This is a genomic window from Flammeovirga sp. AWQ4_249, assembly GCF_056161045.1.
Genome location: NZ_JBSWYJ010000016.1, coordinates 96,906 through 112,520, shown reverse-complemented (window position 1 = coordinate 112,520; position 15,615 = coordinate 96,906). Strand labels below are relative to the sequence as shown.

Genomic DNA, 15,615 nt, shown 5'->3' with positions numbered 1-15,615 from the left:
TTTACTTTAAATATTTTTCGATAAATAGATCTGCATTCTTTCTCTTGAAATCACCAGATGCTTTTACAGAATTTTCTTTGAGTTCTTCTTGCATAGCTTCATCCTGAGAAAGTTGAATTAAGAAGTCACATGCTTCTTGTAGTTGAGATTTTGTAAAACATTTCCCATGATGATACTTATCCGTATACACTTTTAATTGACTATCATTTGAAGCAATATAAAGTGATGGAATGCCATAACTCATCAGGTTATATGATTTACTGGGAACACTACCTTTACTTGTTGTTTCATCTAAGATAACGGCTCCTATATCTGCTGCAGAGAGAGAGTAGGGGAACATATCATCTGATTGAAAAGGTAGAAATTGACAATTGGGTAATTTCTTTTCGTTTACTAAATTTTCTAGATAAGGTTTTCTTGGTCCACGACCTATAATTTGAATTAGGATTTTATCATTATCTTTTAAAAGCTCAGCAATTTCTACTAATGCCTCTACATTATGTGTTAAGCCTATATTTCCAGAATATTGTACTATAAACTTTTCTTCAAGGTTGTGTTTTTTGATAAATAAGTTCTCCTCTTTAGAAATCTTTTCATTTTCCTGGAAAATAGACCAAATGGGTTGAATAATAATCTTGTCTTTATCAGACACATATTCATAAATCAATTCAGCCATTTTTTCACTAATGGTGAATATTTTGTAGGCTTTCTTGAAAGACATTCTATTTAATTGACTCCAAATTCGGTAGACAATATGACTTTCTTTCATTCCAGTGATTTTGAAAACATCAGGGTAAACATCCCAAATCACCATACTGAATTTATTTGGTAGAACTAAATTTAATAAATAGGCCATAGGAGGGACGGATACAAAAAAAACTTCATGATTTCTGTATTTTGTCATGCAAAGCCACCACATTTTAAGCATGGCCAATAAGAAGGACTGTGCTTTTTTGGAAGCAGGTCTTTCTACCCACTTATTAATTTTATGAACTTTAATATCTTTTCTAAGCTCTTCACCTTGTGTATGAATTCCACCAGTGACAAGTACTACTTCAGAACATTGTTCTTTAAATGCATTGGCAAAACCAATGGTTAAGTAGTTTACCGCTTGATTTAATATGACTATTTTCTTTTCCTGCATCTAACTTTTATTAATTAAACTAAGGCATATCTTAATGTATTCTTTGGCTCTCTGTTCTGGAGTCAAGAAATTGTGTAATTGCTTTTTCCCTTCTTCAATCAACTTTTCTTGTAGACCTTTATCGTCCTTCAGATCATTGATTTTTTGAAAAGCATCCTTTGCGTCAACAGGAGAATAATACAACGCTGCATCACCACAAACATCTGTTGCGAAGGATAAAGTCGTAGTAATAATTGGAACTCCCATGATCATTGCTTCAGGGTAATTTGCTGAAAAGCATTCTAACAAAGAAGGTTGAAATATGGCATCAACTTCTGTATATAAATGTGGAGCATCCTGTATAGGTATAGGACCTAAATTATGGATAATCTTTTTCGCATCATCAGTAAATATCCTGTCATATACCTGAGGGTCTATGGTCAAGATAAATTGTAAATCGGTTGAATTGACATCAATCAGCTGAGCAATTTGATTGATGATTTCAAAATTCTTATGCGTGTAATAACTTGAAAGAATCAATAGTCTGAATTTAGAACTGTCTTCTAAAATCTTTTTATCACTTGGTTCATAGTTTCTGAAATAGCTGTTACACGTATTTGAAACATAAAAAGCTTTGTTTTTGTTCAATAACTTCCCCGCGCGTACTCTAACATCATTGGTTTGTCCAACTATTGCATCTGCATCTCTCTTATAAAATTTAATGATCATCTTTCCTTTGAGCTTCCATCGAAGACGAACTTTTAGGGAAAGACTGTCAAAGAAAGGAGAGTCTGTATATATGTAATGCGGAAGATTGTATCCAATAAGATGTGGGGCTTTGAAATTACAATATGATGGACCAGAAGTAGTAAATACTACATCAGGACCAAATTGCTCTTCAATCAACTTTAAATTTTTATCATCGTAGAATGGAGATTTTACTTTCTCGGCTGGACGGTAAGTCATTGTAGAAAAAGTGAAATTTTCCGGAAAAGTTTCCTGATTGATTTGTTGAGCAATTTTATCTCCTAAAATCACATGATAAGTGTGTTCCGTAATGTTCTTACATTCCTCAATAAATGATTTTGCAACTTGAACACCACCACCCTTAAATGTCGTAGAAGTATTGATTAATATTTTCAAGGCTTATTTATACGATTTATTTTGAAGATCTTTTAAATGATTGTCTTTACAGTAATTGTAAAACAACATATCATCAGCAACTTTTTTCTTCACTAAATTGAAGATGTATTTATTCTTAAAGTAACTGGTGAAATCTTTGTGTTTCGACTTATTTTTATGTTGTAATGCTTTTTCTGAAGGGTCTATTCCTATATGTAATATATCATTACAGATATCTAATAAATCTTGGTTTAATGCCTCAAATATTCCTATATAATTCACTATTATTCTATCACCATCACAAAGGTGATAACGATTAGAACGATAAGGATATATTAATACCCATAAATCAATTGGTAATAATCTTGCAAATAATATTTTGAATCGTGTCGGCCATTGATTCGTATTGGTTCTCGTGATAGGATCACCATTTTTATAAAAGAAATATGCCGATACTAATTTTGATAATGGGTTTCTGACGATTGAAAAGGTCTTAATTTTTTCAAAATTTTCCTTTCCAAGTTCATCATAAACTACCTTAGCAATCGTATGATCTTTAAAATAATGTTCTTTACCGTCTATATTTATTATTCTTCGATTGGAGGTCTCGTCATTATCTAACAAGAAATCCTCAGTACTCACTGTTGCCGTTTTGGGGTTACAGAAGTAGAGATAATTTTTAGTTTTAGAATAGATCATTCTTCAGGAACTTTTTAAATTTATCTACAATGATATTTTTTGAGAAATCTTTAATAATGGCATCACCATGTGCTGAAAAAGTAGGATAGAGCTTATCATAATTATTCACTAGGTGAAGTAATTTTTTCTGGTACTCATCGTGATCTTTTTCGGTGATTAAGAATCCATTCTTATTGTCTTTGATTAAATCTGATGGACCTGCCACACAATCATAAGAAATAGGAATACATTGGTAAGAAATGGCTTCTCCAAGAACATTGGGAAAACCTTCAGAAGTAGAAGTAAAAGCAAATATTTTCGCCTTTTTATAGAAATCTTCCACATTCTTTACTTTACCTAAAAATTGTATGTTCTTTTTATTTTTAGCAGTTTGAGCTACTTTTTTACACTTTTCAAAATTAGGTCCGTCACCAAGAAAAATAAGCTTCCAATCTTTGAGGTCTAATGCATCAAAATAGCGAATCATTTCATCTTGATGTTTTGAAGGTATAAATCGACCTACATTCAAAATGATATTTTCCTTCTTATAAGTTTGGCTTCCTTCATTTTGATGAATAGGATTGCCAATTATCTGTATATTTTCATGTTGGGTAGTTCTAGCCATAAATTCTTTGGCTTTTTCAGTTTGGGCGATAATTCCTTCAGCCCATCTATAAACCCTTGGATTTAAAAAATCTAATAATTTTCCATAGCTAATTCCAGGGCGACTTCTATCCGAAACAAACACTTTTTTATTGAGACCCAACGATGCCAAAATAACAAAACTGTTATATTTCCCACTAAATGAAAGTAGTGTATCCGAGTTCGTCATTTTGATCTTTTTTCTTAACCATAAGATAGACCAAAACATGTAAAGGCCTTTCCCCATTTGACTTACTTTTACTTTTGGTTCAATGATCTTTACTTTATCAGAGATTTTATAAAAGTGAGCTTTTTTGGTTAAGATGATCAATGTGGTTTCAATCCCTTCCTCTGCATAGGAATTCGCAAGGATACTGATGACTCTTTCAGCACCTCCATTGCTTAAGGAAGGAGTAACTAATGTGATTGATTTCATGTATTAAGGTTTAACACCAAAAGTAAAATATTTTGTCAACGAGCTTTGCTATCACTTTGTCCGTTGTAGAAAGCATCTTCATGGTTTCAGGCACCTTCTTATTGATCTTAATATCTTTCTTTAATCTATTTCTGTTCCCTGCAATCATGTGTTTAGCAGAGTAGGTGTAATTTTCACTAGGTTTCTTAAAATCTTCATCAATAAATGACAAAGTAGTCAAGTCTTGGATATAAGAAGTAAAACTAACTTTATTGACTTTGAATTTTATACGAAGAAGCGTAATCAATAAATTATTCAAAATCCAATCAATGAATACTCGAAACTTTCTTCTTGGAATCTTATCTTCTTCAATGCCCGCCTTTACATTTTTTTGGTGTGAACGCTGACTAGAATTTAAAACTCCTGTAAAATTTCTTGTTAAATGAATGACCTGTATATCAGCAATTTTATATAAAATAAGCACCCTTAAAGGAGATTTTGAAGAGTCGATAATGGTTGACTTTCCAGAGTTTTTATGGATTATTTTTAATAAGCAATTTAAAGACTGACGATATAATTTGATACCATTAGTGTTGAGTAAAATGGAAACTAAGGTATAGATACATTTCTTATTGGGTTCATATTTAGTTCTGAGTAATTGAAATGATGGATAATCAATGGGTGATTCTTCCAGCCATTCTTTCCATACTTTGCTCCAGAACTTACATTCACAATTCAGCCGACCACAGCTACAATATTCTTGACGAATTGTATCTCTAGCAATGAATGTAAGTTCTCCTGTACTGAAAAACTTTTCGTTTTTACCTATTATTATATCAAGCAAAGTAGAACCGGAATGACCGTTCGCTGCGATATATAATACTTTATTCATTTTTGGGATAGAATAACTGTGCGTAGTCTTGGGCGCTGATAAATTCAAGGTCTTTATGTTGTTTTAATAAAACATTGAGTAGAAACTTGAATTCTTTTAAATTTTCTTTTCTATTGTTTTCATCCAATGAGCCAATGAAATTAAGACGGTGAGTACCAATGACTAAAGGTTTACCGAGCTTAAGAATCACTTTTGCTCTATCCAAGACATCTTTCGCATTATAAAGTTTGCTAATGGATGGCTCAAAAAAAGCATTTCTCATTTGATAACTTGTATCGTTTCTTCTTTTTTTATAAATCACTTTTGGTGTATGTGGCACCTTTTGACTCATAATTCCTTGAAATTGTTTTACTTTATTTGATCTGCAAAACTCTTCCACTCTTTCACTCCATGTATAGGAGGGAGGAATTACACTATTTGAATAAAAACCGAATTTATCTTTAAAAATTTGAAGACCTTTTCGGATACTTTCTAATATATATTTTTCATCCTTTTCTGAGTGATATTCCCACGCAGCTTGAAAATTATTTTTGGAATATGCAGAAGAACGATCAAGTTTAATACTGAATGTTTTATTTTGAAAAGCATCTCTTACAATGGGATTATCATTTTGAAGTTCTTCCATCCAAAATGGAACATTCACATGTTCTAATCCATGAAACTGAGGAGCAAAAATATTTTCTTTTAGTCCTTCTTTCCAAATTTGAAAAGCATCATTTATACCATAAGACTTAAAAGTGTCTTCAACGTCTTCTGTATAGTAACTTTCAAAATTTGAAGCTTCAATTTTTTCAAAATCAGGGTTACCTAAAATACAATTGGGTGTAAATATCGCGTGATTACCATTCTTATCTTTTACACTTCTCAATACATCGTAAAGTGCATGAAGGTCATCACTGTTTTCTAGGTTGTCAAATCGATCATATTCGGAGAAAATCTTTTCAGAATACTTTGAAACCATAGTTTTACGCACTTCATTTGAAGGCATTCGTATGCTTCCCCAATCATCTGAATGTATAATCACATACTTTTTCTTCAACCGAATACCCGGTAAGTTTGCAATTATATTTTTAAGATATTTCATCCACTAAAAAGGCTTTAAATTTCTCAACGTAGTTTTTATAGTACAATTTCTCTTGTGCTGTCTTTTTTCCGTTTTTGCCAATTTTTTCTCTTAATTCATCATCTAAGATTAACTTCATTATACTTTGATGCATTTGCTCGATATCATCACTAGGAACAACAAGAGCATTCTCTCCATCCTGTAAGAAATTATTTAATTCAATATTTTGACAAGCAGCTACAATTGGGCTTCCAGAAAGAAGATAATCACCTACTTTTGTTGGGAAATTATACTTGTTCTGCATTGAATTGGGTTTATTGATGACAAACATTTTAGACTTTACCAAATAATTTTCCATCTCATTTTTTTCAAGATACCCAGTAACAACCAAATGATCTTCACATTCATATTTGGCCATTACTTTTTCAATGGCTTTCCAAATTTCTGGGAAAGTCTTCTTATTTGTAATAATCAGATTTAGCTGATAATTATGTTTTTCTCGAAGTTCTTTGATCGACATAAAAATGGCTTCAAACATCTTGACAATACCATCTTTCTGAATAGACATTGACCCAGAATGAAAGATATAATTACCGAGATCTTCAGTTTCAATTTCTTCTAATTCCAATCGATCAACTAGTATAGGAACCTTGAGAATTTCTCCTTTTTTATTATGTTTTCTGTAATACTCCGCGAGGTTCTCAGAGATACATACTGCCTTATCAATTCTAGGAATAGCATGATTATTCATTAAATTTTTCAACATTTTATTGATAAACTTAATCCTTGTAATCTTACTTCCTCCTGTTTCGTATGGCAATTCATTCAGTTCTATACAAATCTTCTTCCCAAACATTTTCAATATTGGAATAAGAAATAATAGAGCGATGACATCTATCTTATAGATAAATAAAGTTTTGAAGTAGCTCATTTTTTTGAGAATCATAAAGGCAAGTACATAGTCTTTTACCTGCTCCCAAAATATTTTGAAATACTTATTATTTATCTCTTTATTTAATATGATTTCATAATCTATCTCATCATTCTTTTGCTTGTAAAATAAAGATTTTCCTTTTTTGACAATCATATTATCAGGAGAAAGAAACTTTACTTTTGTGCTAGGAGTGATGGCCTTGTTATAGCAGAGAAGTCTATATGCACTAGCCATTCCATCAGGGAATTGACCATTAGTCACAACTAAAATATTTTTCTTCATATAGATTTAATTACTTTACATGGGTTACCTGCTGCGATTACATTGGCAGGGATATCTTTTGTTACTACACTACCGGCACCAATCACACTATTTTCGCCAATAGTTACACCTTTCATTACCGTTACATTGACACCTAACCAAACATTTTTCTTAAGGTGAATAGGTCTTGGAGGTGAGGTTCTTGGATCATCAAGGTGCCAATCACTATCTGTAATAAGAGTATTTGCACCACAGCGAACGTGATCTTCTAAAATAACTTTACTAAAACAGCCAATAACGGTGCCACTTAATCCACAGTTATCACCGATTTTTAAGGTTGCATTATCATGAACTGAAATAATACAAGGCCTATCTACTCCAATAAGATTTGAAGTTGGTGAAGACCTGAAAGTACACTTCTTTCCTATTTCTAGAGTAGAACTGGAAGATCTTTGAAAATGAGCAAATCCCACAAATACACAACCGGCACCAATTTTTACATTGGTCATTTTCAATTGGGTAATCGTGAGTGATGAAATAATTTTAGACTTAAAAAGTACAGATTTAAGTCTTACAACATTGAATACTTTGTTAAGTATATTGCTCATAAATAATTATTTATAACTTAAGAGACCGAGAAGGCCAAAGAGAATTATACTATAATTTAATTGAAGAATCGCTTGTCCCAGAAAAAAGTGGGTCAACGAGACACTAATTGCACAACAGAAGATCAATAAGTTTATCTCATTTAACTTGTCGAACCTCATTTTATTAACAGCATCTAACAGGATGTATATGAGGATTACAGATAAAATAAGACCTACAATTATTCCGTAATTTCTGACCATCTCTAATGGAATATTGTGTGCGCCAAAGTTAATATCTTCAATCAATGCATCAGTCACTGAAGTAGTGTTGTACTCAATTGGGCCACCAATAGGAGGGAAATAGAGATTTAGTTCCATGACTCGGTCATAAACACCTCTCCAAACTACACCTCTGTCAGAGAAAAACTTGTATTGAACATTTTTGAAAAATGCTCCTAAATCGTAATAGTTTAAGGATCCTTTTTGAATACTGAACCCTAGATCATCAACATATACAATAGCTACATAAGTAACATATACATAGATAAGCGTAAACGTGTACTTTGATGCTGCTATCTTACTAACAATAGATCTGTTCTGAAAGTTTCTGAAATAGATAAAGAGTACCGAACTAATCAAAACAGCTAATATTCCATGAAGCTTTAATTCATGATGTTTTATCAGAATTAAGAAAATATGTAAGAAGCCAAAAAAGATATCGATTTTACTTACTTTAGTTTTCATCACTCTAGCTAATAAAAGTATAGCAATGAAGTAAGTATCCATGATTTCATTTACCCTCCAAACAAAGGTGTTTAAGACAGGAAGGAATTGTAAAATATAGACAACATAGAGGCTTATCCTAATGTATTTCCAATCAAAACCACTTATTCTATCTCTAATTGTATAAGTCCAGAAAAAGATGGAAAAACTAAAATAATAGGACCAATGGATAGATGTTCTTAAAGCATCTCTTGTGACAACAAGTTCATGTATAAAGAAACCAAAAATGGCAAGATAAATTAGAAATAGAAATTTAAATTTTCCTAGTTTCCGAAAATGAAGTGTACTGTACGCCAGACTACAGAGAAATATCAAAATATTAACTTGTGTTCCAATACATGAAAAAATAAAAAGTAGTGGAATCAGATAATATATTTGATATACATAGATCAATAATAGCAAAGGTATAAACACAAGTTTTGCTGCACTTACTTTTAAAGAAAGTCCAGTAAAAATTACCGTAAAAATGATTAACGGGTAAAGGTTTATTTTACTTAATGATTGATCTATAGGTTTGTAAAGCTTCATTAATCACTTTTTCTTTGTCATGTCTATTTAAAGCATCTTTTCTAGCTGTTTTTCCATAAGCTAAAGCAAGTTCTCTATCTTTCATTAAACTGATTATTGCTCCTGCCATCCCCAAAGCATCACCTTCTTGCACTAAAATTCCATTGGTATTATGTTGAAGGTAAGTGGATGTTCCTCCAACATCTGTCGCAATACAAGGCATACCTAAAATCATAGCTTCCGCTAAGTTATTGGGACTATTTTCGGCATATGAAGTCATCACATATACATTTGATTCCTTCATACTACTGATTATTTCATCAGGTGAAACTTTCCCTAAAAAATTTATTGTTAGATCTCCTTTCTTCAGATTAAATTTCTTTAGTAAATATTTTAGGAAAGGGCTCTTTTTACTAACTCCAGCTACATTCCATTTTACTTTTATACCAATATTTGTGAGTAGAATATAACTTTTTAGAATTAGATCTAACCCTTTGAAGGTATGATCTGATGTTGTTGTATGAATACTAATTTCTCCTTGATTCTTGAAGTTCTCCTCCCAAGTATGATGATAAAAATTGTCTTTAAGGATTCTATTAATCTTATAATATTTAGACTCTGGAGCTAATACTCTAGTGACATTATGATCCCAGTCTGTTCTACCAGCAATGAATTTCGCACGCTTTAAATTATGGAATTCAGCAAGACTATTTTTCTTAAAATCTTTATAAAAGTAACTAAACTTTTTGTTGACAAAATTCTTTACAGAAAAGCCTTTTTCCTTTGTTTTCTTTTTAATTTCTTGATTCTCATTTGAACCAAAATATTTTTCAGCGATATAGCTTACAACTCCTTGAATTGAAACAAGAATAGGCACTTTGATTTCATCATATTGAAAGATTTCAATATAATTCTTTTCAGTACCATGAATATGAATCATACTAGGGTTTACTTCTTTAATCACTTTCAAATACTCATCAGGCTCTACTGTTGAAGTATAAGTATTAAAGAAGGATTTAAATAATAAACTCTTTCTATGATTTTTTGTCGCTAATGAAATATAGTTTACTCCTTCGATTCTAAACTTTTCATATTTAGAACCTTGAAATACAATGGTGAGATCATATTGGTCTTTTAATCCTTCACTAAGTTCTTTTAGCCAACCACCACTAGATTTTTTAGTAGCATCTTGCTTAACTGGAGAATTACAAAACCAAAGTACTTTATCTTTTGGCATAGTTTAAATAGAAATCAAAGTCATTGAAAATAGAGGCAAGGAAATATTTTATTCTAGCCGAGAGTTTTTCATTTTTATTTTGAGCTAATGCTCGTTGATAATTAGCCATTCTTTGTTTTACTGGCTTCTTTAACCTTTCTGGAGTAAATGATTCAACAAATGTCCAAACTTTAAGTATATTTTGAGTGTGTCGAATTTTCCGAGCTGGATCTTGCGTCACACCACCAGGATTTCTTCTTTTTGTTGCTAACTTATCAAAGATGTAATACCCATCACCAATAGTCAGGCAGAATAATATCAATGGTAAATCTGCTAAGAATAGATCATTAAATTGATCGATGACTTTCATCAAAGGATCCTTTCTATAAAACATACTTAAAGAAGGTACAAAGTGATTATTGAACTCATCCATATAAGTGAATACCTGTTTGATATCCTTTGTCTGGAAGGGAAATTTTTCCTCAACTTCTTCATAAACGATATCAACATCATGACATACTATAGAGATGTTTTTATCCTTCTCCATAATATCAAACTGACGTTGTAATTTGTCAGGTGCTGTCCAGAAATCATCTCCTTCACAAAAAGCCATATACTCTCCATCACAAGCTTTAAATGTTCTAGTGAAGTTTCTACCTACTCCATGATTTTTATCAGAGGGTAATAGTTTTATCTTATCAGGATATTTTTCAGCATACTCTTCACAGATTTTGCGTGTATTATCTGGACTACAATCTTCCCCAATGACCAATTGGTAGTCAAAGTTGGTTTCTTGCATTAAAATACCTTCAATAGCTTGAGAAATATATTTTTCATGATTATAAGTAATCATGCAAATACTAACTTTCATTTTTTCTTGATTTTAAGAATAATACTTCTTTCTCTAATAAATCGGTCTTTCTCTTCTTTAAGAATTTAATAGGAGTACCAGCAAAAATTCCAAATTCTTCGCAGTCTTTATTTACTAAAGATAATGCTCCAATAGATACACCTTGATGCAATTTTACATGTGGAAGAACTACACAGCCACTACCAATTATCACATGTTTATCCATAAAAACATCTCCTTGAGAAACATTGGTAAACTCTGGATCAACCATTGGATTCGTAAGGAATGCTCCACTATAATCATCGTTTGAAGTATAGATCGCTACCTTTGAAGAGATATTACAAAAATCAGATATTGTACAATTACCTTTTCCAATAATAGAACTGTAACATCCCATGTGAATATAGCTGCCAAATTTGACAGCTGTATTTTTATCAGTTGCAGAGATAATACAGAAATCATCAATACGAACATTAGAGCCAAATGAGATATTAGCAGCTCCATAAATTGAGGCTTTATCGGAAATAAGTACATTCTTACCATATTCTTTAAAACCTGCAGCTGCTAATTGTTGTTCAGTTAAAAATGCCATGCATTAATTTTTGAGCGTTCTTAAAATGATTCTACTAACCATATCAATTTCTTCTTTTCTTAAATCATAATACAATGGTAAACATATGATCCTATTCGAAATGTCATTCGCAACTTTTAAATCATTTTTCGTTTTAACATAAGGTAATTTATCCAGAGTAGGGAAGAAGTACCTTCTAGCATAAATTCTATGTGCTTTTAGTGTTTCATAGATTTTATCGCACATTGCTTTTGTTGGTAATAAAAATGGATAATAACTATAGTTAAATGAAGCGAAAGAACTAATATCTTGCTTATGATAATTTAATTGTTCAAACCAAGCATCATATTGCATTGTGTCTTTTTTTCTTTTACTTAATATATCATTGACATATTCTAAGTTAACTAATCCCATAGCAGAATGGAATTCAGAGTTTTTACCATTGATACCAACTCCATCGTATTTGAATTCACCATCATGACCAAAGTTTCTTGCTAATGAAACCTTTCTAACAATTTCAGGATCTTTTGTAAAAATACCACCTCCCTCTATCGTATGCATTAGTTTTGTAGCGTGAAAACTAGTAGTACTTATATCACCATATTCAAATACAGATCTTCCTTTATATTTTGTACCAAAACAATGTGCAGCATCATAAATAACCTTTAGGTTATGTTTCTTAGCAATTTTCTCAATGGCATCTATATCACAAGGATTACCATATACATGAGTTGCTAATATTGCTGTTGTTTCAGGAGTAATACTTTTTTCAATTTTCGTGGGATCAATGTTATATGAGCCTTTATCTATATCAACGAAAATCGGGTTGCAATTTTCCCATACAATACTCGATGTAGTAGCCACATATGAAAATGGTGTAGTAATGACGTCACCTTTTACATCTAATACTTTTAAAGCAATTTGTAATGCTATAGTACCATTATTTAAGTAAACAAAGTGATCTACATCTAAGTAGTCTTTTATTTTTAACTCAAACTCATTCAATAACGGACCGTTATTCGTCAACCAATTTCTTTCAAAAATGGAAGCAACGTAAGCATTATATTTATTAATATCTGGTAAGAAGGGTTTTGTAACAGGAATCATTTTTTGATAAGGTTAATGAGTGAATAAAATTGGTTTTTATATTAGTCTGTCTTTTTCTTTCCTTTCATGACTATAGCTTTTACATTTTGAAATACTGGGTTTTTTAAGCTAAGTACGAAATACACTACGAGTGTAATTGAAGAAAGGATTAGTATTTGAACGAAATTTTGTAAATCTCCCACAAAATAATGTTGCAATGCTTTATTCATAAAGAAAATGAAGAAAGAAGATCCAAAATTATAGGCAAGATCTTTTAGTTGATCGTAATATGAATAATCAATGAATTTTCCAGAGTAATAAGAATTTATAAAATAACTTATTACACCTTTTGCAATATGTGCATAAAGCATAGGCATTAAACCAAAGAAATATCCAATAATAAGAACTGGTATAATTAGTAACGCCTTGAATATTGCAATGTTTAAAATTATGCTACCTTTACCATATACTTTAAGATTACTAAGGTTTAATGAATGAAGGGGGTAAAGAAGCCCTTCAAAACATAAATACTCAAAAATAGGTACTGTATTCACCCATTTTTCTCCTAATAAAAAGACAATTAATGGTTGAGAAATTGAAGCAAAGAATAATGTAAATGGAAAAGTAAAGAAAGTTGTCACCCTAAAGTAATTACGGTAAAGTTTCTTCTTATTTAAATTATCTTTTTGTTTTACTAAACTTGGATAGGCAACTCTATTTATAATGGAATAAATATTTTCACAAACTAACTGCTGGTATTGATAGGCTCTGTTGTAATAGCCAAGAACATCAATACCGAATTGTTTACCTATGAAAAAAGGCATTAAATTTAACTGTACTTTCGCTAGTAGATTAGAAAATAAAAGCTTTGTACTAAAGTGGACCAATGGCTTTAAGACTTCATATGAATAATACCTAAAAGGAACCCACTTCACGTAGAAGAGTAATAATGCGCTATTTAAAGCAGCTTTTAAAACATATCTAGCAACCAATGACCAAACTCCATATCCTGTAAATGCCATATAAATTGCTACACCACCGGAAACTACTGTAGAAATAATAGACATAATCGAAAGTTCTTTGAACTGTAATTCTTTCGTTAGAATACTTCTAGGAACAATGATAAATGCATTTATCAGTAGTGTAAAACTAATGACATGAATGTAGGTTTTTAGCTCCGGTATATCATAGAAATCGGCAATTGGTTTTGCAGTTGCATTAATTAAAAGGAAGAAAAATGCAGCAATGACAAAATTGAATACAAAGGCAGATCCATTCTTATAATCATCGCTTTCTTCACGTATTAAAGTTTCTCCAATACCTCCAGAAATGAATGCTTGTGATATTTCTAGGAATACGAAAATAATACCGACTATACCAAAATCTTCTGGTGTAAGTAATCGGGCTAATATTATTGAAATGAGTAGCTGAAGTACTTTTTGACCAAAAAAATCAAAAGCACTCCAAGCTAACCCTTGTTTTATACTTGACAATCTATGTTTTCTTAAGCAGTGATGAGATAGTTAATTAGGGTGAAGGAGGTTTAATTATGCATTATAGTATTCTTTAAACCATTTGATAAACTGACCAATTCCTTCTTCAATACTTGTGGTTGATTTATACCCATACGTATTTTCTATTTGTTTGGTACTTGCATAAGTCTGCGTTACATCTCCAGGTTGAGCAGGCATGTAATTTTTATCTAATTCAACACCATAACTTTTTTCAATAACTGAGATGAAGTCCATCAAACCAACGGGACTACCATTACCAATATTAAGAACCTGATGAGGTTTATCCACTTCAATTTCGGATACTTTTTGAATGCCTTGTACAATATCATCGATATACGTAAAATCTCTTGATTGATCTCCATTGTTAAAGACTTTGATAGTATCTCCATTTTTAGCAGCATTTGCAAATAGCATTGGTGCCATATCAGGTCTTCCCCAAGGTCCATAAACCGTAAAGAATCTCAATCCAACCGTTTGAATACCGAATAGGTGGGTATAAGTATAGGCCATTAATTCATTACTCTTTTTTGTTGCGGCATATAAACTTATTGGGTGGTCTACAACATGGTCTTCAGAAAATGGTACTTCTTTATTCATTCCGTAAACACTAGAAGAAGAAGCATAAACTAATTTTTTAATTCCTCTATGTCTACACCCCTCTAAGATATTTACAAAACCCACTAAGTTAGCTTCTACATAAGCACTTGGATTTTCTAGAGAATATCGAACACCAGCTTGAGCAGCGAGATTGATTACTTGATCAAATTTTGCTACATCAAAAATTTTTTCAAGATCTTTTTTTACTGAAATGTCAGATCTAATAAATGAATAGTTTTCGTTGGTTTCACTTTTTACCCAGGTATTCCATTCTACCTTTTCTCTTTTAATTCCAGCATCTTCTAATCTTGCATATTTTAGATTAACATCATAGTAATCATTTATATTATCAATTCCCCAGACAGAATGTCCATTCTTTAATAATGTTTTAGCTAAATGGAAACCAATGAATCCAGCAGTTCCTGTAATTAAAATATTCATCTATTATTTAATTGAATATGAAAAATCTTTTTTTGGACTTATAATAAGTACGACAAAGTAAAATTAAGGTTTAGATAAGTAGTATTGAAATTTATCCAATAAATATTAATCATCTTTCTAAAAGCCTCTCATTACTAAATATGTGTCTATTAATCAAGCGGTGGTTTTATTTCGAAATATATAATACGATTTGACACGGCTTCGCCACGTTAGTCACATATGAGTTTATGAACTAAAAGTTAATAATACGGCTATATAAAAATGCTTTTCCAAAGGCGAGATAACAAATTCATTAACAATAAAATAGGTGAGATCATCTTTGAATAGTGAAGA

Annotated in this window: 15 protein-coding genes; all 15 read right to left on the bottom strand. The window is 31.3% G+C overall.

Annotated elements, in window-relative coordinates:
- Position 1 precedes the first annotated feature (1 nt).
- The 15 genes from ACXAHM_RS13705 to ACXAHM_RS13635 are packed head-to-tail and all read right to left on the bottom strand — an operon-like array spanning position 2 to position 15,282.
- Positions 2-1,144 carry a glycosyltransferase family 4 protein gene (locus ACXAHM_RS13705; protein WP_474961013.1) on the bottom strand — a complete coding sequence of 381 codons (1,143 nt, stop codon included), beginning with the start codon at positions 1,142-1,144 and terminating at the stop codon, positions 2-4.
- Entirely contained in the window at positions 1,145-2,266 is a 1,122-nt protein-coding gene (locus ACXAHM_RS13700) for a glycosyltransferase (RefSeq protein WP_474961012.1), read from the bottom strand.
- Between the two features lie 3 nt (positions 2,267-2,269).
- The gene (locus ACXAHM_RS13695; protein ID WP_474961011.1) at positions 2,270-2,944 is read right to left on the bottom strand and encodes a hypothetical protein; all 675 of its coding nucleotides are present in this window, start codon (positions 2,942-2,944) and stop codon (positions 2,270-2,272) included.
- Entirely contained in the window at positions 2,931-4,001 is a 1,071-nt protein-coding gene (locus ACXAHM_RS13690) for a glycosyltransferase (RefSeq protein ID WP_474961010.1), read from the bottom strand. Before ACXAHM_RS13690 ends, ACXAHM_RS13695 begins: the two co-directional genes overlap by 14 nt.
- A 10-nt stretch (positions 4,002-4,011) precedes the next feature.
- Positions 4,012-4,872, bottom strand: coding sequence for a hypothetical protein (locus ACXAHM_RS13685; RefSeq protein ID WP_474961009.1), 861 nt, complete (start codon positions 4,870-4,872; stop codon positions 4,012-4,014).
- Complete coding sequence (locus tag ACXAHM_RS13680; protein WP_474961008.1) at positions 4,865-5,956, bottom strand: hypothetical protein; 1,092 nt, start codon at positions 5,954-5,956, stop codon at positions 4,865-4,867. Before ACXAHM_RS13680 ends, ACXAHM_RS13685 begins: the two co-directional genes overlap by 8 nt.
- Positions 5,943-7,151: a glycosyltransferase gene (locus tag ACXAHM_RS13675; protein WP_474961007.1), complete on the bottom strand. Its 1,209-nt coding sequence runs from the start codon at positions 7,149-7,151 to the stop codon at positions 5,943-5,945. Before ACXAHM_RS13675 ends, ACXAHM_RS13680 begins: the two co-directional genes overlap by 14 nt.
- Positions 7,148-7,738 (bottom strand): acyltransferase, encoded by a 591-nt coding sequence (locus tag ACXAHM_RS13670; protein ID WP_474961006.1) that lies wholly within the window; start codon positions 7,736-7,738, stop codon positions 7,148-7,150. The genes ACXAHM_RS13675 and ACXAHM_RS13670 overlap by 4 nt, the downstream gene beginning before the upstream one ends.
- A 6-nt stretch (positions 7,739-7,744) precedes the next feature.
- Positions 7,745-9,028 carry a hypothetical protein gene (locus ACXAHM_RS13665; protein WP_474961005.1) on the bottom strand — a complete coding sequence of 428 codons (1,284 nt, stop codon included), beginning with the start codon at positions 9,026-9,028 and terminating at the stop codon, positions 7,745-7,747.
- Positions 8,991-10,244 carry a glycosyltransferase family 4 protein gene (locus tag ACXAHM_RS13660; protein WP_474961004.1) on the bottom strand — a complete coding sequence of 418 codons (1,254 nt, stop codon included), beginning with the start codon at positions 10,242-10,244 and terminating at the stop codon, positions 8,991-8,993. Before ACXAHM_RS13660 ends, ACXAHM_RS13665 begins: the two co-directional genes overlap by 38 nt.
- Entirely contained in the window at positions 10,231-11,094 is an 864-nt protein-coding gene (locus ACXAHM_RS13655; RefSeq protein ID WP_474961003.1) for a glycosyltransferase, read from the bottom strand. Before ACXAHM_RS13655 ends, ACXAHM_RS13660 begins: the two co-directional genes overlap by 14 nt.
- Positions 11,084-11,665, bottom strand: a complete 582-nt coding sequence (locus ACXAHM_RS13650) for an acyltransferase (protein ID WP_474961002.1) — start codon at positions 11,663-11,665, stop codon at positions 11,084-11,086. The genes ACXAHM_RS13655 and ACXAHM_RS13650 overlap by 11 nt, the downstream gene beginning before the upstream one ends.
- Before the next feature lie 3 nt (positions 11,666-11,668).
- A complete protein-coding gene (locus ACXAHM_RS13645; RefSeq protein WP_474961001.1) occupies positions 11,669-12,751 on the bottom strand; it encodes a DegT/DnrJ/EryC1/StrS family aminotransferase in 1,083 nt (360 codons plus the stop codon).
- Between the two features lie 41 nt (positions 12,752-12,792).
- Complete coding sequence (locus tag ACXAHM_RS13640; RefSeq protein WP_474961000.1) at positions 12,793-14,223, bottom strand: lipopolysaccharide biosynthesis protein; 1,431 nt, start codon at positions 14,221-14,223, stop codon at positions 12,793-12,795.
- A gap of 54 nt (positions 14,224-14,277) precedes the next feature.
- Complete coding sequence (locus ACXAHM_RS13635; RefSeq protein WP_474960999.1) at positions 14,278-15,282, bottom strand: NAD-dependent epimerase/dehydratase family protein; 1,005 nt, start codon at positions 15,280-15,282, stop codon at positions 14,278-14,280.
- Between the last annotated feature and the right edge of the window lie 333 nt (positions 15,283-15,615).

Excerpts from the sequence above, each read along its gene's own strand:
- ACXAHM_RS13695 (WP_474961011.1), bottom strand. The coding sequence starts at position 2,944 with ATGATCTATTCTAAAACTAAAAATTATCTCTACTTCTGTAACCCCAAA.
- ACXAHM_RS13675 (WP_474961007.1), bottom strand. The coding sequence starts at position 7,151 with ATGAAGAAAAATATTTTAGTTGTGACTAATGGTCAATTCCCTGATGGA.
- ACXAHM_RS13635 (WP_474960999.1), bottom strand. The coding sequence starts at position 15,282 with ATGAATATTTTAATTACAGGAACTGCTGGATTCATTGGTTTCCATTTA.
- ACXAHM_RS13690 (WP_474961010.1), bottom strand. The coding sequence starts at position 4,001 with ATGAAATCAATCACATTAGTTACTCCTTCCTTAAGCAATGGAGGTGCT.
- ACXAHM_RS13665 (WP_474961005.1), bottom strand. The coding sequence starts at position 9,028 with ATGAAGCTTTACAAACCTATAGATCAATCATTAAGTAAAATAAACCTT.
- ACXAHM_RS13660 (WP_474961004.1), bottom strand. The coding sequence starts at position 10,244 with ATGCCAAAAGATAAAGTACTTTGGTTTTGTAATTCTCCAGTTAAGCAA.
- ACXAHM_RS13670 (WP_474961006.1), bottom strand. The coding sequence starts at position 7,738 with ATGAGCAATATACTTAACAAAGTATTCAATGTTGTAAGACTTAAATCT.
- ACXAHM_RS13685 (WP_474961009.1), bottom strand. The coding sequence starts at position 4,872 with ATGAATAAAGTATTATATATCGCAGCGAACGGTCATTCCGGTTCTACT.
- ACXAHM_RS13655 (WP_474961003.1), bottom strand. The coding sequence starts at position 11,094 with ATGAAAGTTAGTATTTGCATGATTACTTATAATCATGAAAAATATATT.
- ACXAHM_RS13650 (WP_474961002.1), bottom strand. The coding sequence starts at position 11,665 with ATGGCATTTTTAACTGAACAACAATTAGCAGCTGCAGGTTTTAAAGAA.
- ACXAHM_RS13705 (WP_474961013.1), bottom strand. The coding sequence starts at position 1,144 with ATGCAGGAAAAGAAAATAGTCATATTAAATCAAGCGGTAAACTACTTA.
- ACXAHM_RS13680 (WP_474961008.1), bottom strand. The coding sequence starts at position 5,956 with ATGAAATATCTTAAAAATATAATTGCAAACTTACCGGGTATTCGGTTG.
- ACXAHM_RS13645 (WP_474961001.1), bottom strand. The coding sequence starts at position 12,751 with ATGATTCCTGTTACAAAACCCTTCTTACCAGATATTAATAAATATAAT.